This is a genomic window from Chryseobacterium sp. CS3K3.1 (assembly GCF_059515165.1).
Map to the genome: position 1 here is coordinate 1 of NZ_JCAKRV010000033.1, position 20,687 is coordinate 20,687.

The window sequence follows — 20,687 nt, forward strand, 5'->3', positions numbered from 1 at the left end:
TCATTTCTCTGTGGCCTTTCTTTTTGCTTATTCCTGTTATTATTTTTATTTGGAGAAAATGGAGATCAAAGAAAAAGGATTAAAATTAACTTATTAAAAATCCGGGCATCTTCGATGCCCGGATTTTCATTGCATTATCTACAATTTAACTATTAAAATATTCTTTTACTGTTTCGAGGACCTTTTCATCTGCCATTTTCTGTGAGGTTCCCAATGTAATTTTCAAATCTCTGAACTGAGCCGTATCATGAAGGAAGTGCTTAAGCTCCTCCTGTGTTACACCCGGTCCTGTAATATACACTTCCTGAGAATTGGTCAGCAACTTTTCAATTTCTTTAAAAAACTTGTTTCTGTTGGTAATTTCAGCGTTATTTCCTGCATTCTCACTGGAGTTTCCGTGCTGTATCTCTGCTTTCACCGGTTTGCAAAGGATGAATTCAGAAACATTTTGTGTATCGTGATTCCTGGCTACAATGGCTTTTTCTGTATCAATCCAGATTCCTGCTAATTTTTTATCAGACATAATCATATAATTTTAAGTGATGAATACTAAAAAACAAGAATAATGCAATAGTCTTGTTAAGGGCTGTTAAATATTTTTATAATTCTGCCAAAAAAACCATCCACAAAATATGGACGGCTTTTTTGATATTTCAGATCGTCTTTGTTATTTTCTGATGGTTTTAGTACTATTTTTTCCGTCCTTATAAAAGATTTTCACAAAATAGATTCCGGATTGAAGACGGCTGATGTTCATACTGTTTTTATCGGGATTCATAAAAGTCATGATCTGAAGTCCGTGAGGGGTAATGACATCTACCCTGCTTATTTGAGCATAATAAGTTTCCGGTGCAAAATTGATCATATGTTCGGATACAATTACTGAAAGATCATTTTCTTTATTGGTAAGAGCTGATGTCTGACAGTTCTGTCCTTCATTGCAGTCGCTTACAATTTTCCAGACAGTATTATTTCCTGGTGTTTCCCCCGGATTTGCGTACCATTTGTTCTCCCAGATTTTGCAGGCGTGGAAAACCTTTGTTCCTGCTGCTGGATATGTTTTTGCAGGATTATATTCCTGTGCGCCACAATAGGTAACCGCACCGCCTGATTCACAGCCTGTCCCTTCAGTACATGTACTTATTTCCTCCCATACCATATTGATTCCAGGCATTTCTCCCGGATTTGCGTACCATTTGTTTTTCCAGATTTTACAGGAGTAAAAAACTTTCGTTCCGGCTGCAGGATAAGCATTGGCAGCATTATACTGCTCTGCTCCACAGTAGGTCTGGCCATTTCCTGATGTAATTTTTTTTGTTCTGACTTTTAATTCATTACTTACATCAGAAAGCTGATCGTTCATTGCAACAGATTTTACCGTATAAGTATATTCTGTGTCCTGTGCCAATCCGGTTCGTAAAAAGCTTGTTTGTACAGTCTCTCCTACTTTAATTCCATTCTCAAATACTTGGTAATTTTTGATTCCCTGCGAATGGGTGGAAGCTGTCCACATTAATGAAACAGAGTTTTCAGTAACGGCCATTGAATGCAGGTTGGAGGGTGCTGTAGGCTTTTCAAGAGTGCCTTCACTGTTTGTTTTTACATTGAGTGGTGCACTTTTCGCTGAAGTAAGCCCTGAAGATCCCTTCGCCTGAATTTCATAGGTATATGTCGTATTGGCTGTTAAACCAGTATCCTGGAATGTAGCCGTAGTTACCTGCTGAATGTTTTGTCCGTTGCGGAAAACGTTATAGGATACCGCGTCAGACTGTGCATTCCAGCTTATTTTGGCAGAAGTGCTTGTTATTCCTACCTGTGCTAAGCCTGTCGGGGTGGCAGGTGCAGAAACTCCTGTTCCGGAGGTTACGTTAACATCAATTACATTATAAAATGCATTGGTGGTATCTGCTACATCCCAGACCGCTAAAATAATATGATAGCCGCTACGGTTTGCAGGAACGGTAATCTGATGAGAAACATTATCCTGCGGAGGTGTCCCATTATGTGCAACAGTTCCAATAAGCTCAAGATCCTGACGGGAAAGTGGTTGATTGGGATTCCAGCCCTGCTTTGTGATATAATAATGCCATTTTGCTGTCGCATGATATGCCGAGTATTTCCAGATAAAGCCATTCACACCAGTGGAAATATTGGTTTTCTTCCAACGATCGGCAGTCTGAATGTCCAGTGTAGTGTCTCCACCAATGCTTCCATTAGCAGAGGCAATCTTTCCATCTGCAGGACCCGCCGCAGGAAACCCTTTTGGGGCTTCAAGAGATCCAGGTTCATTAATAACAGATCCATAGATACTAAATGCAGCAGAATAACCTAGTGCAGCCTTATCAAGGCTACCCTGATATCCTCTGGAGGCAGGACTCAATACATATCCGTGCGCAGACAGATGAATTAAAGATGGTACCAGCATCGCCAGCATCAGCAATAGCGCAAAAAAAAATTTACTTGTCTTCATAACTAAATATTTTGGTGTTATTGATCAATCTTCCGTAAAACTATTTTCTGAAACCCTTTTCCTCGATATAACTAAAGAAATGGAAAAGAAAACAGCTTTAATTCATCAAATGATTTGAATTGTAGAATTTTTAATAAAAAAAACAAATTAAACTAAATGAATTAGTCAATATTTGATATTAAAACATAAAATTACAATTCATAACATCTTATCCTTAACATATAATTACAAAATGTTAAAACATAAATATACAAAAAAATATATAATTAATCACACTTTATTGAAATATTTTTCATGGGAATTGGTTGGTAACAGAAGGTGGAGAGAAAATGGAAATATAAAATGATGTCAGTTATATAATTTGTAAGCAGTACTGAAAACTATTTAATAAAAAAGCTGAGAGAATTGATCATTCTCTCAGCAGTAGATTATATTCACAAAGAATCCGAGTTATTTCCCAAGTACGAAGACTGCAGGAATTTTATGAAGTTCCGGTTTTTGTTTCTGCCAGTCTTTTATGGTTTTTGTTTTGATGAATTCGTGTTCCGGATCGTTGATATTAGCTGCAATACAAAGCTTTGTATTCGGTGACAAAAACTTACACAAATCTTCAAACAGCTGGTTATTCCGGTAAGGTGTTTCCATGAAAATCTGAGAATATCCTGTTTTCTGTACAAGACTTTCCAGGTTCATGATCTGTTTCTTTTTCTCCCCTTTATCAATGGGAAGATAGCCGTGGAAAGTAAACTCCTGTCCATTAAAACCACTGGAAATCAAAGCAAGAATAATAGATGAAGGCCCCGAAATCGGGATCACTCTGATGTTTTTCTCATGACACCATTTCACCATCAGATTTCCCGGATCTGCAATACATGGTAATCCTGCTTCTGACAGCAATCCGAAGTCCTGCCCTTTCAGCATCAGCTCCTGAGCTTCCTTAATATCTGCATTTTCTGTGTATTTATCCAATAGAAATAACTTCAGATCAGACTGCTTTTTTTCAGGAGCAAAAAATTTCACAACCTTTCGGGCAGTTTTCTCATTTTCCACAAAGAAATAATCTGTCTGCATGATATAATCCTTCACAACAGGTGAAAAGTGGTTGATAGAAGTATTTTCTGATAGGTAAGCAGGGAGTAAAAAAAGCATTGTATTATTTTTTAGTTCTTTTTAAGTGAAGGTGTTGGAAATATTCTGCATGTCATGCTCATTATTTTGATAATTGATTTTTGATAGCTTCACAACCTTTATCCAAAAGCTGGAAAACCTTTTCAAAATCGTTCATATCGCCCCAATAAGGATCCGGCACTTCAGCATTTTTGTGATCTCCCAATACCTCTAAAAACAAGGATACTTTCTGACGTTCTTCTTCATTTTTAGTTTTAGAAACAACATCTCCGAGTACATCAACATCCATACAGTAGATTTTATCAAAGGTTTCAAAATCTTTCCTGGTGATAGGTCTTGATCTTTGCTGCGATATATCAATATGATGATTAGCTGCAGTTTTAATGGCTCTTTTATCCGGATGCTCGCCTTCATGCATTGAAATAGTTCCGGCAGAATCTACCCAATAATGATCCGGTAGTTTCGTTTTCATAATTCCTTCCGCCAATGGACTTCTGCATATATTTCCCAGACAAACCATTAAAATTTTCATATTCTGTTTTTTTTAAAAAAGTCTTTTGTTACGACAAAACTAAATAAAAAATGAAGAATAAAACTATCCTTCATTTTAATTTATGTAAGCTCAACCTTATTTATTGTTTGATTCTTTCAGTAAGGTCTTTTACGTATTTCTTGATTTCTTTATCAATTTTTGAAACGTCTTTGATCGTATCACAAGCATACATTACTGTAGAGTGATCTTTTCCTCCCATTTCCTCACCAATTTTGGTAAATGTAGAATTGGTAAACTCTTTGGAGAAGTACATCGCAAGCTGTCTTGGTAATGCAATCTCTCTTTTTCTTGTTTTTGAAAGCAACTGCTCCTTTTTGATTCCAAAATAATCACAAACCACTTCCTGAATATAAGGAATATTGATCACCTTCTTCTGGTTCGCTGCAATTCTGTTGATGGTTTCTTTAAGCAACTCAAGACTAAGGTCTCTCTTATATACTGTAGAGTATGCAATCACAGAGTTGATAACCCCGATAAGCTCTCTTACATTTGTTTTGGCTTCAGCAGCAAGGAAGTCAAGCATATCGCCAGGAAGAACAATTCCGTCTCTGCTTAGCTTATCTTCAATGATCTGTCTTCTTGTAGATAGATCCGGAGATTTGATTTCCGCAGAAAGTCCCCATTTGAAACGGGAAACAATTCTGTCCTGGATATCCATAATATCTGCGGGAGCCTTATCTGAAGTAAGGATAATCTGTTTTCCATTCTGATGCAGGTGATCAAAAATATGGAAGAAACTGTCCTGTGTCGCCGATTTTCCGGATAGGAACTGAATATCATCAATAATCAGTACATCTACCATTTGATAGAAATTCGCAAATTCAGTCTGCTTATGAGCCTTAGCCGCAGAGATAAACTGTTGGATAAACTTTTCAGAAGACAGATAAAGAACTACTTTATCAGGAAACTGATTTTTTACTTCAAGACCAACAGCCTGTCCCAGGTGGGTTTTTCCAACTCCATAACCTCCATATAGGAATAACGGGTTGAAAGCTGTTGCTCCAGGTCTTTTGGCAATGGATCTGGCTACAGTGGCTGCAAATTTATTGCTTTCTCCTTCTACATAACTATCAAACGAATAGTCAGGCTTCAGGTTAGAATCTATATTTACTTTTCTAATTCCAGGAACGACAAACGGGTTTACAATATTAGCAGAAAAACCTTGCGGCATGGTTTCCTGTGTTTTCGGAGTAGGAACGCTTTGTCCCTTGATGTTCATGGTAACAGGTTTTTCTTCACCTTTTGGTCTGTTTTCCATCACAGAATACCATAATTTCACTCCTTTTCCAATATTTTTCTTCAGGGCAGCAGAAAGTAAGGACAGGTAATTGTCCTCTATATATTCCTTGTAGAAATCACTCGGCACGATCAGCGTAAGGTTGTTGGCCACCAATGAAAGCGGCTGAACCTTATCGAATAGCATATCGAAAGATTTTTCAAGTTTTTTAAGGTCAGAATTGTCTTCAGCAGCGTTCAGGTTATCGCGCATAAACTGAAGGCATTTCTGCCATATCATCATTAAATTGTCATCCATTTTTTAAGCCCCGATTATTCTTTGTTTGTACTGTGTTTAGAAGGAAGACAAAGGTCCAATTTTTTCTTTTCAAAAAAAAATATTGCAGGTATTGATTATTTAAAAATATATTTGTATGTATAATTTAACACCTAAAATGATACACACAACACACTCAATACGAGTACGTTACGCAGAAACAGATCCGATGAAATACGTATACTACGGAAACTATGCAACGTACTTCGAAGTAGCGAGAGTTGAACTCTTCAGAAGCATAGGAATTTCATACGATGAAATTGAAAACCAAGGAATTTGGCTTCCCGTTTCGGACTACAAAATTAAATATATCCGCCCTGCTTTGTATGATCAAAAATTAGAAATCCATACTTATGTTAAAAAAATTCCGGGGGTAAGGATCGAATTTGAATATGAAATTTACAATGAAGAGCATATTAAAATAACAGAAGCTTCCACTACTCTATTCTTTCTGGATGCAAAAACCAATAAAGTGATCAGGTGTCCGGATTTTCTGATGGAACTGATTGAGAAAAACTGGAAGGGATAGGTTGCAGGTAGTAGGTTGCAGGAATTAGGGAGATACCCGACGAAATATTGGGTAGAGGTTTTATAAAGGTGACTGGTGAATTTTCAATAGAGTTAAAATATCTATCTCAAATTATCCGGTCACAAAATAAACCCGCAACTCGTAACCCGTAACTCGCAACTAAAAACATTACACTTTAAACTCTACCCCCTCTCTGTTTATGAATTAATTCGCACCTTTGTACCATTATTTTAATCATCCCTTATATATTACACTATGAAGATTGCATTTTTGGGGCCTCATGCCAGTTTTACCCAGCTTGCTACAGCACAGCTTTTCCCTGATGACGAAATAGTACCGCAAGCCAGCATTCTGGATTGTTTTAATGCCGTTGAAAACGGAGAGGTAGTAAAAGCAGTAGTACCTTTGGAAAACTCTATTGAAGGAACCGTATCGATGACGCTGGATTATTTATATAAGACTCCGTCTATTAAGATAGAAGCAGAAGCAGTAATGCCTATTGCGCATCATCTGATGATTCATCCGGAAAATTCTGTTGAGACTATTGAAAGAATATATTCTCACCCACAGGCTCTCGCACAGAGCTTCCATTTTCTAGACACCCATTACAAAGAGATTCCGAAACAGGATTTTTCTTCCACTGCAGCGGCCGCAAAATTTGTTTCCGAGAATCCGGAGACTCCTATTGCCGCCGTAGCCAATCAGTTTGCTGCCAATTTATATGGCTTAAAAATTGTGAACCGTAATATTCAGGATTTTGAACAAAACCATACCCGGTTTATCATTATTTCCAAAGAACAGAACAAGTATCAAAATGATCAGCTGGAAATACTGGGTGAGAAATCAGGAATGCTCATCACGCTTCCGGAAGATCATCCCGGTGGTTTACATCAGGTTCTATCGGTTTTTGCATGGAGAAAAATGAACCTTAGCAAAATAGAATCCAGAACCTTAAAAACAGGTTTGGGAAATTATTTCTTTTTTATCAATGTTGAAGGACTCTGGAATGAAGTATTGCATGAAAACGCACTCAAAGAGCTTGAATCAATCAACGCTAATGTAGATTTTCTTGGGAATTATAAAGAATTCCTGTTGGAAAGCTAAGAAAACAAATAAATCTGTTCAAAAACACTGTCGTTACGGCAGTGTTTTTTTTTATTCAATTAAGAAATATCAAATTCAAAAAAACTTTTATGATAAATTATCTATGGATAACACCTTCTGTTTAAACCAATAAATAACCCACACAACAGGGAGAATTATCTTTTAACAAAACACTGATAAACAATACATTAAATTAAAAATAAATATAATAAGTCGTAACCAAATTATGTCCAAATATTAACTAAAATATAAACATATGTTTAAATATATTACATCATAATAATGTTAATTTTAAAGATTTCACAATGTCGGGTATAATTTTTGTTGTATATTTGCTTAGCAACTAATTTAAAAATCTTGATCATGAAAACTAAACTTTACAGCTTAATGTTAGCATGTGCAGCGTTACCATTATTCTCACAGGTTGGTATCAATACAGCCAACCCATCTGCAACCCTAGATGTTAATGGAACCTTGAAAGTTCGTGATACCCCTGCAGCTACATCCCTACCCGGATATCAGATTTTAGGAATTAATCAGGGAACCACCCAGGTATTCTCAGTTGACCCGTCATTAATAATTGCAGCTGCCGGAACCAATACTTCCGTATATTCTGCGAAAAAAACAACTGGTATAACCCTTTTGAACCTAGGTGTTTTGCCTTCTGATTACCAGCCTGTCAGCTTTGTACAAGCCGACAGAACAATAGGAACCGCTGCGTTATTTACCAATGCTGATGGTTCTTATAATATTCCTTCTACCGGAGTATATGCGGTTGGATTTGCATTCAGATATGGTACAGGTTTACAGGCTTCCTTATTGTCTGGAGCACCTGGTATTGCTATCGCAAGAACGAGATCTGCAGTAACCACTTTGATAGACACTCGTCCATTCAGTGGAGTTAATCTTGCATTAGCAGTTAACTTAACACTTTCCGATTCCAGCATCAATTCTTTGTATTCATTCCAGGCGGGTGACAAAGTTTCTTTCGGACTTGTAGATTCCGGTGTTATCACGGCAGGATTGTTAGGATCCAGTATTGCGTCATTCTACATTTACAAAGTATCAAACTAGTAAAACATATTGTTAGTTATCTATACCATTTAACCCATCGCTTATACCGCGATGGGTTAATTTTTAAATAGTATTTGAAACATTTCTTTATATTTGATAAAAACTAATGAAATGAATGAGTTTGTTGCAGTTATCATCTTTATCATTATCTTCGTCATTTTCAATAATCTGAACAGCAAAATCAGAAAATTGGAAAAGGAGATTTCAGATCTTCATTATAAAATCAACAAGACTGCTCAGGCTCAGACAGAAGTAATTCATAAGACAACCTCAACGGAAAACAGTTTGATTCCGCAGCAAGAGGTACCTCAACAGGTTCAGCAGGAAGATATACCATACCGTGAAAAAAGTGAAGAAACCTCAACACCAGTTCAAAAAGACTGGCTTGCTCCTGTTTCTGATTTTTTAAAACAAAATGCACTTACCATTATCGGAATTTTTACCCTTGTTCTCGGAATTGGTTATTTTGTAAAATATGCCATTGATAAAAACTGGATCGGCGAAGCAGCAAGAGCGGGAATCGGTTTTTGTACCGGAGCAGGAATTATCATCACCGGGCATTTTCTCAGAAAAAATTATCAGGCTTTTTCTTCCATCATTACAGGAGGCGGTGTTGCTGTTCTGTATTTCACAGCTACCATTGCCTTTCGTGAATATCATCTGTTTACCCAAAATACAGCTTTTATTATAACGGCACTGATTACCGCCGCCTCTATCATCCTGTCCTATTACTATAAAAGTGAAGTATTGATTATCTTTTCACTGATAGGAGGTTTTGCAGCTCCTTTCATGATCAGTACAGGACAAAGTAATTATCTTTTCCTTTTTATTTATATTACTCTTTTAAATACGGGAATGCTGGCAGCCTCTTTTCTGCAGCACTGGAAAAGTGTGGGATGGACAGCTTATATTTTTACAACAGGCTACCTTTTATTCTGGACCCATGAAAGCCCGGAGCTTTTAAGCATTACTTTTTATCTGATCAGTTATGCGATTTTCTACATTTTTGCCCTGTATGATTACTTCAGAAGAAATATCCTCTCAACCTCTGATATTTTAATACTTGCTCTCGCTAATTTTTCAAGTATTCTGGGGCTTCTTTACATTTTTGATACATTAAAATATGAACCCCCGATTGTTTTCCCGCTTATTTTTGCTGCTGTAAATGCTATTTTACTTTTCAGAGAATATACCCGCAAAAGCTTTGGAGTAGCTTATTCTGTATTGGCAGGGCTTGTTACCAGCCTTATAACCATTGCGGTTGCTATTCAGTTTAAAACGCATCTTATCACCAGCATCTGGGCCATAGAAACCACCCTCCTTCTTTTTATCTGGAAAAAAACAGGTCATAAGATTTTCAAAACCTTCTTTTATATCCTGTTTCCATTGGTAATGATCGCCCAGCTTGTAACCTGGACTGAATATTTTGGAACAAAAGATTTCAATATCATATTCAATCCTCCATTCATCACCAGTTCCTTTACTATTGTTTCCATCATGATTAATCTGTATTTGCTAAGGAACACCGTGAAAGAGACACAGGAAAAAAGCAATAACTTTTTTGAAGATCTTATTACTGTGATCAGTTATGGGATTATCTATATTACTTTTCTTCTTGAAATCACTTATCACATTTCGGAAATGCCATGGTCAGCCATTACCAGCACAGGACTTTTATTCAGCATTTATTATATTTTTATTTTATTGCTTTTCAGGAAACTGCTGAGCATCAGAAATGATGTTCAAAACCTACTGATTTATCTGTTTTTCTTCCTGATCGTAATAAATACATCGGTTTCGACTCTTCCGGTTGTCACCGCTGTCTTAACAAAAAAGCTCCATTTAAGCTTTTATTTCCTTCATCTACTTCAGTGGATTCCTTTTATCTATATAGGATACAGAATTATTCCTACTTCAGGGTTTCATAAGCAAAAGATTTCTTACTGGATACAGGCTCTGGCACTAATCATTTCTGTAAGCTGCGAGCTGCATCACTCTTATATTTTAATGGTTTCCAATGATCTTCCACATTCTTATAAAGCAAGTGAACATTTCAATATTCTTTATCTGCCTGTTATCTGGACAATTCTTGCCAGTATTTTTATTTATACAGGTTTGAAAAAGAATATTCAGGAATATAACAAGATTGGCTTTGCATTGGTTGGCCTGATGGTATTGAAACTTTATGGTTATGATGTATGGCAAATGGATAATATCTCAAGAATCAGTGCCTTTATTGCTCTCGGAGTTATTTTATTATTAAGCTCTTTCACTTTCCAGCGACTGAAAAATATGATCAGAAATATGGTAGATAAAAAGGAGAAAAAAGATGAAAGTACAAACTGATAATCAGAAAAAAGTTTTCATTTCTAAATAGAATGTAAAACAATTCAAGATTTTATTCAGATTTTATAAAAAATAACTATATTTATCACGTTTTTAACAGTTACACATTCCAATTATGAAAAAACTACTCTATTCTTTTTTAATACTGTCCTCTGCTACTTTATTGGCCCAGCAAAAAAATCCTTCCGTAAAGTTCGCAGTAGCTGATAACGCCATTGGGACAGTAGAATTGTTCAATACAAAAAAGAACGTATTACAGGTTTCTAAAGTATACAATACTCCAGCCAGTCTTCCCCAAAGCTTAAAAAAATACAGTTCTGTTTTTACGAAAGGAGTGACCGAATATAAGTTCAAGAACGGAGAAAATGTACTAGACAGAATGTCGTTATCCAATATGAATGCACAATACAATATTCCGGCAGACAATCCTGTATTTATTGAAGGATATGAATTTACAGACACCAACACTTGGATTTATCCTGAAATCAAGAAAAGAACAGAAACAAAAGATTATAACGGTAAGAAAACATTGTTTATTTACACTACCGAATAATTTGATTTTTTTGAAACATTAAGATCGTATTAAGCTGTTAAGATTATTAAGATAAGCTTCGCTTTACCTTAAAATCAGCATGATTTATCTTAACTATACTTTAATTCTTCAGTCTCCTTAATGGTTTAAAAATATTTACCACCATTTTTCACTTTATAATAGCTGAAATGGTATAGGTTAAAAAAAACAGATTTAAATATAAAAAGGATGCCGTTTTTTCAGCATCCTTTTTTATTTTAGTATTTATTGTTCCACTTTTTCTTGAGCTCCTCGTAAATCTTCTTCTCAGTAGAATTATTTCCTGGCTCATATAGTTTCACATTTCGAATTTCTTCCGGAAGAAAATCCTGTTCTACAAAGTTTCCTTCGTAAGAATGGGCATATTTGTATTCTTTTCCGTAATCAAGGTCTTTCATCAATTTTGTAGGTGCATTTCTCAAATGAAGAGGTACAGGCAGATTTCCGGTCTGCTTTACCAGAGCCAACGCTTCATTAATCGCCATATACGCAGAATTACTCTTAGGGGAAACCGCAAGATATACGGCTGTTTCACTTAATATAATCCTTGCTTCAGGATTCCCGATCACATTGATCGCCTGAAAACAGTTGTTGGCAACCACCAAAGCATTGGGATTAGCAAGACCTACGTCCTCCGCAGCCAGAATCAGCATTCTCCTTGCAATAAACTTAATATCTTCTCCGCCGGCAATCATTCTTGCCAGCCAATACACTGCTCCGTTCGGATCACCTCCACGCATAGATTTGATGAAGGCTGAGATGATATCATAATGCTGCTCTCCGTTTTTATCATACAAAGCCATCGTTTCCTGAAGAACTTCAAGAACATCAGAATTCAGGATTTCCGTTGTACCCGAATTTTTATATTGGTTCAAAACCAGTTCTACGGAATTGATCAGTTTCCTGGCATCACCACCGGAATACTGAATGAAAGCTTCTTTCTCAAGGATTTTAAAATCTGTTCCTTCATCTTTATTGTATCTTTCTGATGCGATATCAATCAGTTCTTCCAGTTTTTCATAGCTTAAAGCTTTTAAAACATAGACCTGGCTTCTTGAAAGCAATGCTGAAACCACCTCAAAGCTTGGATTCTCAGTAGTTGCTCCAATTAAAACAATCCAGCCTTTTTCTACCGCATGCAATAATGAATCCTGCTGTGACTTATTAAACCTGTGGATCTCGTCAATAAACAAGATCGGTGATTTTCCGGAAAACAAATTCTGCTTCTTGGCATCCTCAATTACATCACGCACATCTTTCACCCCGGAAGAAACTGCAGAAAGCTTATAAAACTTTCTCCCCGACTGCTCAGAGATAATTTCAGCGAGTGTTGTTTTCCCCGTTCCCGGAGGTCCCCAGAATATCAGCGAATTCAGGGTATTGTTTTCAATCATCTTTCTGATTGTTCCTTTGTCGCCGGTAAGATGCTCCTGCCCAAGAACATCGTTCAGGGTTTTGGGTCTTAATTTTTCAGCTAATGGGATATTTTGATTCAAAGTAATTCTATTTTTTAAGATCAATGTCCCGGATTTCCGATCTCCGAAACTTATAACAAAATTAAACTAATTTTCATTTTTTTACCCTATTTTTGCATTGTTTTGAAACTTACATTCAATAAAATCATTACATTTCCGCTGGTAATTTTGATCAAATTTTACCAATGGTTCATCTCGCCCTTACTTCCCAAAAACTGCCGTTACGAACCTACCTGTTCCCACTATATGATTGAGTCGCTTCAGGTACATGGTGTTTTTAAAGGTTTCTGGCTGGGATTTAAAAGAATTTTAAGATGCCATCCCTGGGGAGGAAACGGTTATGATCCTGTTCCACCCAAACATAAATGTCAATAATCAAACTATTAAATCAATAGAAAAATGAATACTATCTTTTTCAGAATTTATCTTGTGCTGTTTGCGTTCATCACGCAGCTTCTTTTTGCACAGGAATACCCTGGAGGTTTATCTGACGGAACTTTAGATATCAATGGAAGTAATGTTCCTGTAAAAATCTATTCTACCACAGAAATGGGAGACCTTACAGCTTTCCCGGACAGAGAATCAGACAAGAACCAGTCTTTCGTTGTGATTCTTAATGAATCCAATTTTGAACCTGCTTATTATAATTTTGGGGCTTCCACTTTAGCAAAGTACAAGGATTCCAGATATCAGTTTTTTGATAAAAACTTTAAGTTGATTGATACTGGTGTTACCAAAGAAAATATCACCACTTTTAAATATGCAGTAAAAACTGTAAAACCTATCACTGATTCTGACAAAGTAGAACTTAAGACTTCATTTAAAATCTGGGATCCTTCAAAAGGTATTCACATCGGATCATTTACGCTTCACTTTTATAGTTTGATGTTTGTTTTTGCCTTTGGATTCGGATATGTTTTAATGACGAGAATCTTTAAGATCGATAATGTGAACCAGAAATACCTAGAACCTCTGTTCACATGGACATTGATCGGGACTATTCTGGGAGCAAGATTAGGACATGTTATCTTTTATCAGCCGGAACTATTTAAAGAGGATTTCTGGAGTGTATTTTTACCGATAAGTACAAAAAACGGTTTAAAATTCACAGGTTTTTCAGGACTGGCGAGCCATGGTGCTACAATTGCCCTGATTTTCACCACGCTTTATTATTCATTTAAAATCATTAAGAAAAACCCTTTTTGGGTATATGACAGACTAGGTATTGTCGTAGCTTTAGGAGGAGCGTTTGTAAGAATGGGGAATTTTTTCAATTCTGAAATCGTTGGTAAACCAGCGGACCCGAATTCTCCGTTTGCTTTGCTTTTCCCACAACAAAGCAGTGAGTATGGTCTTACTGTACCCCGTTACCCAAGCCAGTTATTTGAAGCGGTAGGATATGTTCTTCTCTTCATTTTACTATGGATACTGTACAGAAAAACAAATAAAAAATACCAGCAGGGATGGTTATTCGGTCTGTTTTTCATCATTCTTTGGGCGATCAGGTTCTTTGTTGAGTTCCTTAAAGAGCCACAGGGAGATGAATTCATCCAGATTGGCGGGCTGAATACAGGTCAGGTTCTTTCGATTCCCTTTATGATTGCAGGTGTTGTCATCATGATCGTTTCCAGGAAATTCAAGATCACTGAGGCAGAAAACGAGAAGCCGGAATAAGCCATTTAAGCTAAAAAATAAAAAGGCAAATTTGTAGAAATACAGATTTGCCTTTTTTATTAGCTGTTTACTTACAGATTTCTCTCCGCTTTCCTGTTCAGTTCTTCAAAAACAGACCCAAAGGCATCAATGACATCAGTAGGCAGCATCGATTCTTTTGAATGTTTTTCTGAAGCAATATCGGCAGCGCTGCCATGCAGCCATACCCCCAGAATACAGGTTTCCTCTTCAGAATATTTCTGAGCCAGAAGCGAAGTGAGAATTCCGGTAAGAATATCTCCGCTTCCTCCTTTCGCAAGACCTGCATTTCCGGTTATATTATAGAATACCTTTCCCTCCGGAGTAACAACCTGGGTACGGTGGTCTTTAAGGACAATATAAAGATCAAGTTCTTTTGCTTTTTTCCTTGCCAGTTCAAGTCTTTCAAAAGAATTATCTGTACTTCCGAAAAGTCTTTCAAACTCTTTCGGATGAGGAGTTATGATTGATTTTTTGGGAATGAGTTTCAAATTTTTTGGATCATTTGAAATAATATTCAATGCATCTGCATCGAGAACCAGTGGCTGAGAATAGTTTTTAAGAAAACTCAAAAAGCCTTTCTCTGTACCGGAATACGTTCCCAAACCAGGACCTGCACCACAGGTAACATCTTTGTCCATTTCAAAATTTGTGATAAACTGCTCCCCTCCTTTTATAAACATAGCTTCAGGGCATGAAGTCTGCAAAATATTGTATCCGCATTCCGGAGCGAGTGTAAAGGTCAGCCCTGCTCCGGTTTTGAGAGCTGATCGTGTTGCCAGCACTGCGGCTCCTATTTTTCCATAGCTTCCTCCTATGATGACTGCCTTACCATAACTGCCTTTATGAGAAAATTCCTGTCTTGGAATAAATATCGATCCCACCAGCTGATCATCAATTACAGAGTAATCAGAATCAGTTGTATCTGCGTATATTTTGCTTAAATCAATATCCAGCTGTACTACTTTTCCGGTATATTTCCCTGTTTCAGGATGAAGGAAGGTTCTTTTCCAACATTGAAAGGTCAGTGTATAATCAGCTTTCAGAATAACCGGATTATTATCAACCATTTCATCTGCAGACAATCCGGAAGGAATATCGATGGATATTTTACTATTTTTTTTGCTGTTCAATTGTTCAACAAGCCTTTTATAATCACCTTCCAACGGTCTGGATAATCCCGTTCCGAAAAGAGCATCTACAATAATGGTTTTCTCATCAAAATTATAGTGTTCTTCGGGATCAAATTTTCTGACTGAAATTCCCGACAAATCGCGGAGTCTTTTCAGATTGACAGAAGCATCTTCTGAAAATTTCCTTTTGGAATCGCTTACAAATACATCTACATCAAAACCTTTCAGATAAAGTAGCCTTGCGATAGCCAGGCCGTCACCTCCGTTATTTCCGTTACCACAAAATACAGCCAGTTTTTTATGGTTTTTACAGTGTTCCGAAATCCAATGAGCAGCAGCCATTGAAGCTCTTTCCATTAATTGAATAGAAGAAACCGGCTCATGGGAAATCGTAAACTGATCCCAGCTGCGTATCTGTTCTGCGGTGAAAATTTTCATAGATGAAACAAACTTTTAAGCAAATTACAAAAGATTTTTCATTATGATATCACCTCATTAATAAAAATAAAAAGTCATCATTAATGAAATAATGTATTGTTACAATGCTGAAATATTCATTAAAACTGTTAGCAGGAAATGAGCTTAAATTTCAATATTTTGGGAATAAAAAACGATTAAACGTAGTGTTTTTTACATTTTTTAATTATATTTTTGTGTATATACTAACTAAAAAAATATAAATTATGGGATTTGTAAAAGAATTTAAAGAGTTTGCCTTTAAGGGCAATGTTCTCGATCTTGCTGTCGGTGTGATCATTGGGGCAGCATTTGGTAAAATTGTTTCCTCATTAGTGGAAGATGTAATCACTCCTCTTATACTCAACCCGGCATTGAAAGCCGCCGGCGCAGAAAACATTGCAAAACTTACATGGAATGGTGTTGCCTATGGAAACTTCCTTTCAGCAGTAATAAGTTTCCTTTGTATTGCAATGGTTCTTTTCTGGATCATCAAACTGGCTAACAAAGTGAACAAGAAAGAGGCTCCTGCTCCTGCCGGACCTACAGAAGATCAAAAATTACTGATGGAGATCAGAGATTTGCTGAAAAGCAAAAATATCTAATCTTTAAACAACAGTTTTAAAAATAAAAAAGCACTCCGGTCTAAGGCTGGAGTGCTTTATTTATGATCTTTTTCAAATTATTGAATCTGTAAGATACTTGAAATCTGCTCTGCCAGGGAAAGCCCTATTCTATCCTGCGCTTCAAGAGTAGAAGCTCCCGTGTGAGGGGTAAGAGAAATTTTAGAATGAGTAAGGATCTCTTTGGATGGTGTTGGCTCATTAATGAAAACATCCAAACCGGCAAATCTTACTTTACCTGAATCCAAAGCCTGAATTAAAGCTGCTTCATCAATAACTCCACCTCTTGAACAGTTTACAACAGCCACTCCGTCTTTCATTATTTCAAACTCATCCTTTCCGATCATATAACCGTCCTTCTGTGCAGGAACGTGTAAAGTAATGAAGTCCGAATGTTTTAAAACATCCTGTAACGGCTCTGTTTCGATATCAACATTGATGAACTGGTTGTTGTAAAATTTCACTTTGATACTTGCTCTTCCGACGTTATTATCAGCAGCAATCACTCTCATCCCAAGTCCTAAAGCAATTCTTGCCACTTCCTGGCCGATTCTTCCCATTCCCACAATACCGATGGTTTTTCCTCTCAGTTCGATACCTGCAGCATATGCTTTTTTAAGACCTGCAAATTCAGTATCTCCTACAACAGGCATTTTTCTGTTAGAATCCTGAAGAAATCTCGCCCCGGAAAACAAATGGGCGAAAACAAGCTCAGCCACAGATTCCGATGATGCTGAAGGAGTGTTGATCACATGAATCCCTTTTTCCCTTGCATAATCTACGTCAATATTATCCATACCAACACCTCCTCTTCCAATAATATCGATGGACGGACAGCCATCAATAATATCTTTTCTTACCTGTGTGGCACTTCTCACCAATAATGTGCGGATTTTGTGCTCATTAATATAATCTACTAAAAATTCCTGGGGAACTTTTGTAGTGATTACCTCAAAGCCTTTTTCTGTCAATGCATCTATTCCAGATTGATCCAGGCCGTCGTTTGCTAAAACTTTCATAAAATATCAAGTATATTAAAAAATGAAAGATTTAAAAATTAAAGGTAGTGGTTCACATTTAATCTTTAAATCTTTGAATTATATTTTTATTCGCCGTCTTCTTTGAATACCTCAATGGTCACTTGTTTTTCTACCAAATCCGTAAATCTTCCTTTGTATCTTGTAGCTCTTACCAGATGGTTGTCTATCCAGTGATAATTTCCTCCTCTTGGTTTTCCGCAAAGCACGCTGTGGTATTTGAAGCCATGCTTATCCAGCCAGTCGATCGTAATTTGTTTCAGATTTTCGGTTCTTGAAGTAAAAAAGCAGATCTGATGTCCTTCGTCATACCATCTGTTGATCGTTTCCAGAGCATCAGGATAGGGTTCGCAGGTAACCATTCTTTCCGGCTCTTCATTGGGAACGTCATCGGTAATGGTTCCGTCGATATCTATTAAGTAATTTTTTATTCCATCCTTTAGAATAGGACTAATGTGTTCAATGTATTCTAATTCCATTACTAAATATTAAAAAACAAAGTTAGCGTTTTTACAATTACGAGACATTATCAATTTTAATTATATTAAAATTATGCTGCAAAAAAATTATTTAAAGAATAATTTTAATAAATTACCAGCCATTTTATTGCAAATAGTTAAAATTTTTCACTTTTTCTCTCTAGAGGAAAATCAGAGTGTAGATAAAGTTTTAATTGATTTTACAAATTTGCTATAAGCTTTCGTTACTGCATCCACTAACATGATTACAAAACGCATGATGTTTATCTAAAAATTTCCAAAATACATTTATTACTCTTACATTTGTAGGAATGGAAGAATTTGTTGTTTTAGTAAATCCTGAAGATGAGGTTTTAGGGCTGATGGAAAAGCAGCAGGCTCACATCAATGGCCTGTTACACCGTGCTTTTTCTGTATTTCTTTTCAACAGTAAAGGAGAAATGCTTCTTCAGAAAAGGGCTTCAGGAAAATACCATTCTCCTAACCAATGGACCAATGCGGTATGCTCGCACCCGCGTGACGGGGAAACTTATCAGCAAGGAGCGGTACGCAGACTAAAGGAAGAACTGGGAATTGAAGCAGAACTTTCAGAAAAATTCCATTTTATTTACAAAGCAGATGTAGGCGGTGGCCTTTGGGAGCACGAGCTGGATCATGTGTTTGTGGGAAATCATGAAGCTGCTTTCAATTTGAATAAAGAAGAAGTGGAAGAAGTAAGATTCATTTCCATGGAAAATCTGGATAAAGAAATTTCCGAACATCCTGAAAACTTTACGGAATGGTTTAAAATCATCCTCGAAGAATATAAACACCATTTTTAACGATGAAAAAAATATTGCTTTTTTCTGCACTTTTTACAGGAAGTCTGTTTTTTGCCCAAAAAGCAAAGATCTATGAAAATTCCAATTATTCTATTACTGTTCCTGAAGGCTGGAAATCTACCAACGACAGTGAAATTGTTAATATTTTCCCTACCAGTCAGATAGGCGCAATTACCATTTCGGAATATCATGATCTTCCCCTTCCCAAAGAGGAGGTAAAAAAATTTATGCTGGCGCTTTATCAATCACAAGACCCGGAGGATAAAGTAAAAGAAAAAAAGAGCCAGAAAGGATATACAGAATATTTCTATGAGCACTTTGATGAAAAAGAGAAGCTGTTCTGGGTAACCAGAGCTTTTCAAAAAGATAAAAACTTATATTTGGTTTCCATCAACTGTGGCCAGAAATTCTGGAACGGAAACTATATGACCCTATTCAATGAGACTTTTAACAGTTTTAAAATAAAGAAATAAAAATTAAATATGAAGAAAACAGCCTTGTACGACAAACATGTTTCTTTGGGAGCTAAGATCGTACCTTTCGCAGGTTTTGAAATGCCTGTTCAATATTCAGGGGTTACAGAGGAGCATTTTGCAGTAAGAGAAAAAGCGGGATTATTTGATGTTTCCCACATGGGACAGTTTTTCATCGAAGGGCCGGGTTCAAAAGACCTTTTGCAGTATGTAACTACCAATAATGTAGATGCACTTGAAAACGGAAAAGCTCAATATTCTTGCCTTCCGAATGAAAACGGCGGAATTGTAGATGACCTTATCGTTTACAAAATGGAAGATGACAAATATTTTGTAGTAGTCAACGCATCCAACATCGACAAAGACTGGAATCATATTTCAAAATACAATACTTTCGGGGCTAAAATGACCAATGCTTCTGATGAGATGTCATTATTGGCAGTTCAGGGGCCTAAAGCTACTGAAATTCTTCAAAAGCTTACGGACGTAAATCTTTCAGAAATTCCTTACTATCATTTTACTGTAGGAACTGTTGCGGGCGAAAACGATGTGATTATTTCAAACACAGGATACACAGGAAGCGGTGGTTTTGAGATTTATTTCAATAACGGAAGTGCTGAAAAACTTTGGGATGCCGTAATGGAAGCTGGTAAAGAAGAAGGAATTATTCCTTGCGGACTGGCTGCCAGAGATACTTTAAGATTAGAAAAAGGATTCTGCCTGTATGGAAATGATATCGATGATACAACGTCTCCGATTGAAGCCGGTTTAGGGTGGATTACTAAGTTTGATAAAGACTTTGTTTCCAAAGATGTTTTCGCAAAACAGAAAGAAGAAGGAGTTACAAGAAAATTAGTTGGTTTCGAACTGACAGATAAAGGAGTTCCAAGACATGACTATCCTGTGGTGGATGCTGAAGGAAACGTGATTGGAAAAGTAACTTCAGGAACACAGTCTCCAATGAAAAAAGTAGGATTAGGTCTTGCTTACGTAGACAAACCTCATTTCAAATTAGGATCTGAAATCTTTATTCAGGTGAGAAACAAGAACATTCCTGCAAAAGTGGTGAAAGCTCCTTTTGTATAATTGAAAAAAAATAACAAAAAGAGAAGAGGCTGTCTCAAAAGGACAGCCTTTTTTATGGTCGTATTTTTTTGTAACTTATATTTTT

At 36.6% G+C, this 20,687-nt stretch carries 20 protein-coding genes; 11 read left to right on the plus strand and 9 right to left on the minus strand.

The window, feature by feature from the left end:
• Positions 1–145 precede the first annotated feature (145 nt).
• The 5 genes from AC5YGI_RS21625 to dnaA all read right to left on the minus strand — a co-directional run bounded on the left by AC5YGI_RS21625 (position 146) and on the right by dnaA (position 5,685).
• Positions 146–523, minus strand: a complete 378-nt coding sequence (locus AC5YGI_RS21625) for a hypothetical protein (RefSeq protein WP_330745779.1) — start codon at positions 521–523, stop codon at positions 146–148.
• 144 nt (positions 524–667) lie between these two features.
• Positions 668–2,470 carry a lytic polysaccharide monooxygenase gene (locus tag AC5YGI_RS21630; RefSeq protein ID WP_330745778.1) on the minus strand — a complete coding sequence of 601 codons (1,803 nt, stop codon included), beginning with the start codon at positions 2,468–2,470 and terminating at the stop codon, positions 668–670.
• Positions 2,471–2,920: 450 nt separating this feature from the next.
• On the minus strand, positions 2,921–3,619 hold the full coding sequence (locus AC5YGI_RS21635) for an SAM-dependent methyltransferase (RefSeq protein ID WP_496169781.1): 699 nt from the start codon (positions 3,617–3,619) through the stop codon (positions 2,921–2,923).
• Positions 3,620–3,680: 61 nt separating this feature from the next.
• A complete protein-coding gene (locus AC5YGI_RS21640; protein ID WP_227941764.1) occupies positions 3,681–4,130 on the minus strand; it encodes a low molecular weight protein-tyrosine-phosphatase in 450 nt (149 codons plus the stop codon).
• A gap of 100 nt (positions 4,131–4,230) precedes the next feature.
• Positions 4,231–5,685, minus strand: coding sequence for a chromosomal replication initiator protein DnaA (gene dnaA, locus AC5YGI_RS21645; RefSeq protein WP_002980474.1), 1,455 nt, complete (start codon positions 5,683–5,685; stop codon positions 4,231–4,233).
• A 136-nt stretch (positions 5,686–5,821) separates the two neighbouring features.
• On the opposite strand from dnaA, the gene AC5YGI_RS21650 reads away from it, so the two are divergent.
• From AC5YGI_RS21650 to AC5YGI_RS21670, 5 genes are all read left to right on the plus strand, one after another.
• Positions 5,822–6,232: an acyl-CoA thioesterase gene (locus tag AC5YGI_RS21650; RefSeq protein WP_496169782.1), complete on the plus strand. Its 411-nt coding sequence runs from the start codon at positions 5,822–5,824 to the stop codon at positions 6,230–6,232.
• A gap of 255 nt (positions 6,233–6,487) precedes the next feature.
• Positions 6,488–7,336 carry a prephenate dehydratase gene (pheA, locus tag AC5YGI_RS21655; RefSeq protein WP_496169783.1) on the plus strand — a complete coding sequence of 283 codons (849 nt, stop codon included), beginning with the start codon at positions 6,488–6,490 and terminating at the stop codon, positions 7,334–7,336.
• Positions 7,337–7,699: 363 nt separating this feature from the next.
• Positions 7,700–8,410, plus strand: coding sequence for a hypothetical protein (locus AC5YGI_RS21660; RefSeq protein WP_496169784.1), 711 nt, complete (start codon positions 7,700–7,702; stop codon positions 8,408–8,410).
• A gap of 111 nt (positions 8,411–8,521) precedes the next feature.
• Positions 8,522–10,756: a DUF2339 domain-containing protein gene (locus AC5YGI_RS21665; RefSeq protein ID WP_496169785.1), complete on the plus strand. Its 2,235-nt coding sequence runs from the start codon at positions 8,522–8,524 to the stop codon at positions 10,754–10,756.
• Positions 10,757–10,871: 115 nt separating this feature from the next.
• Complete coding sequence (locus AC5YGI_RS21670; RefSeq protein WP_446106315.1) at positions 10,872–11,309, plus strand: hypothetical protein; 438 nt, start codon at positions 10,872–10,874, stop codon at positions 11,307–11,309.
• Between the two features lie 236 nt (positions 11,310–11,545).
• On the opposite strand, the gene AC5YGI_RS21675 is transcribed toward AC5YGI_RS21670, so the two are convergent.
• On the minus strand, positions 11,546–12,823 hold the full coding sequence (locus tag AC5YGI_RS21675) for a replication-associated recombination protein A (RefSeq protein WP_202844003.1): 1,278 nt from the start codon (positions 12,821–12,823) through the stop codon (positions 11,546–11,548).
• A 102-nt stretch (positions 12,824–12,925) separates the two neighbouring features.
• On the opposite strand from AC5YGI_RS21675, the gene yidD reads away from it, so the two are divergent.
• The gene (yidD, locus tag AC5YGI_RS21680; protein ID WP_496169786.1) at positions 12,926–13,177 is read left to right on the plus strand and encodes a membrane protein insertion efficiency factor YidD; all 252 of its coding nucleotides are present in this window, start codon (positions 12,926–12,928) and stop codon (positions 13,175–13,177) included.
• A 450-nt stretch (positions 13,178–13,627) separates the two neighbouring features.
• Complete coding sequence (lgt, locus tag AC5YGI_RS21685) at positions 13,628–14,476, plus strand: prolipoprotein diacylglyceryl transferase (protein WP_446107344.1); 849 nt, start codon at positions 13,628–13,630, stop codon at positions 14,474–14,476.
• Between the two features lie 71 nt (positions 14,477–14,547).
• Here lgt and AC5YGI_RS21690 read toward each other — a convergent pair whose 3' ends face one another.
• Positions 14,548–16,065 carry an NAD(P)H-hydrate dehydratase gene (locus AC5YGI_RS21690; RefSeq protein WP_496169787.1) on the minus strand — a complete coding sequence of 506 codons (1,518 nt, stop codon included), beginning with the start codon at positions 16,063–16,065 and terminating at the stop codon, positions 14,548–14,550.
• Positions 16,066–16,310: 245 nt separating this feature from the next.
• On the opposite strand from AC5YGI_RS21690, the gene mscL reads away from it, so the two are divergent.
• On the plus strand, positions 16,311–16,688 hold the full coding sequence (mscL, locus tag AC5YGI_RS21695) for a large conductance mechanosensitive channel protein MscL (protein WP_110009384.1): 378 nt from the start codon (positions 16,311–16,313) through the stop codon (positions 16,686–16,688).
• A 77-nt stretch (positions 16,689–16,765) separates the two neighbouring features.
• Here mscL and AC5YGI_RS21700 read toward each other — a convergent pair whose 3' ends face one another.
• Positions 16,766–17,725 carry a D-2-hydroxyacid dehydrogenase gene (locus AC5YGI_RS21700; protein WP_110009387.1) on the minus strand — a complete coding sequence of 320 codons (960 nt, stop codon included), beginning with the start codon at positions 17,723–17,725 and terminating at the stop codon, positions 16,766–16,768.
• Between the two features lie 86 nt (positions 17,726–17,811).
• Entirely contained in the window at positions 17,812–18,222 is a 411-nt protein-coding gene (locus AC5YGI_RS21705; RefSeq protein WP_002980498.1) for an LNS2 domain-containing protein, read from the minus strand.
• A gap of 311 nt (positions 18,223–18,533) precedes the next feature.
• On the opposite strand from AC5YGI_RS21705, the gene idi reads away from it, so the two are divergent.
• Genes idi through gcvT form a run of 3 tightly spaced genes read left to right on the plus strand, consistent with a single transcriptional unit; the run spans position 18,534 to position 20,602 of the window.
• Entirely contained in the window at positions 18,534–19,043 is a 510-nt protein-coding gene (gene idi, locus AC5YGI_RS21710) for an isopentenyl-diphosphate Delta-isomerase (RefSeq protein ID WP_330745770.1), read from the plus strand.
• 2 nt (positions 19,044–19,045) lie between these two features.
• A complete protein-coding gene (locus AC5YGI_RS21715; RefSeq protein ID WP_330745769.1) occupies positions 19,046–19,516 on the plus strand; it encodes a hypothetical protein in 471 nt (156 codons plus the stop codon).
• Between the two features lie 9 nt (positions 19,517–19,525).
• On the plus strand, positions 19,526–20,602 hold the full coding sequence (gene gcvT / locus AC5YGI_RS21720) for a glycine cleavage system aminomethyltransferase GcvT (protein ID WP_120230545.1): 1,077 nt from the start codon (positions 19,526–19,528) through the stop codon (positions 20,600–20,602).
• Positions 20,603–20,687 lie beyond the last annotated feature (85 nt).

What these genes read in the sequence shown, in the direction of transcription:
- AC5YGI_RS21665 (WP_496169785.1), top strand. Translation starts at nt 8,522, where the DNA reads ATGAATGAGTTTGTTGCAGTTATCATCTTTATCATTATCTTCGTCATT.
- AC5YGI_RS21690 (WP_496169787.1), bottom strand. Translation starts at nt 16,065, where the DNA reads ATGAAAATTTTCACCGCAGAACAGATACGCAGCTGGGATCAGTTTACG.
- AC5YGI_RS21630 (WP_330745778.1), bottom strand. Translation starts at nt 2,470, where the DNA reads ATGAAGACAAGTAAATTTTTTTTTGCGCTATTGCTGATGCTGGCGATG.
- AC5YGI_RS21660 (WP_496169784.1), top strand. Translation starts at nt 7,700, where the DNA reads ATGAAAACTAAACTTTACAGCTTAATGTTAGCATGTGCAGCGTTACCA.
- mscL (WP_110009384.1), top strand. Translation starts at nt 16,311, where the DNA reads ATGGGATTTGTAAAAGAATTTAAAGAGTTTGCCTTTAAGGGCAATGTT.
- AC5YGI_RS21650 (WP_496169782.1), top strand. Translation starts at nt 5,822, where the DNA reads ATGATACACACAACACACTCAATACGAGTACGTTACGCAGAAACAGAT.
- AC5YGI_RS21670 (WP_446106315.1), top strand. Translation starts at nt 10,872, where the DNA reads ATGAAAAAACTACTCTATTCTTTTTTAATACTGTCCTCTGCTACTTTA.
- AC5YGI_RS21705 (WP_002980498.1), bottom strand. Translation starts at nt 18,222, where the DNA reads ATGGAATTAGAATACATTGAACACATTAGTCCTATTCTAAAGGATGGA.
- dnaA (WP_002980474.1), bottom strand. Translation starts at nt 5,685, where the DNA reads ATGGATGACAATTTAATGATGATATGGCAGAAATGCCTTCAGTTTATG.
- idi (WP_330745770.1), top strand. Translation starts at nt 18,534, where the DNA reads ATGGAAGAATTTGTTGTTTTAGTAAATCCTGAAGATGAGGTTTTAGGG.
- pheA (WP_496169783.1), top strand. Translation starts at nt 6,488, where the DNA reads ATGAAGATTGCATTTTTGGGGCCTCATGCCAGTTTTACCCAGCTTGCT.
- AC5YGI_RS21700 (WP_110009387.1), bottom strand. Translation starts at nt 17,725, where the DNA reads ATGAAAGTTTTAGCAAACGACGGCCTGGATCAATCTGGAATAGATGCA.
- AC5YGI_RS21625 (WP_330745779.1), bottom strand. Translation starts at nt 523, where the DNA reads ATGTCTGATAAAAAATTAGCAGGAATCTGGATTGATACAGAAAAAGCC.
- AC5YGI_RS21640 (WP_227941764.1), bottom strand. Translation starts at nt 4,130, where the DNA reads ATGAAAATTTTAATGGTTTGTCTGGGAAATATATGCAGAAGTCCATTG.
- gcvT (WP_120230545.1), top strand. Translation starts at nt 19,526, where the DNA reads ATGAAGAAAACAGCCTTGTACGACAAACATGTTTCTTTGGGAGCTAAG.
- AC5YGI_RS21635 (WP_496169781.1), bottom strand. Translation starts at nt 3,619, where the DNA reads ATGCTTTTTTTACTCCCTGCTTACCTATCAGAAAATACTTCTATCAAC.
- AC5YGI_RS21715 (WP_330745769.1), top strand. Translation starts at nt 19,046, where the DNA reads ATGAAAAAAATATTGCTTTTTTCTGCACTTTTTACAGGAAGTCTGTTT.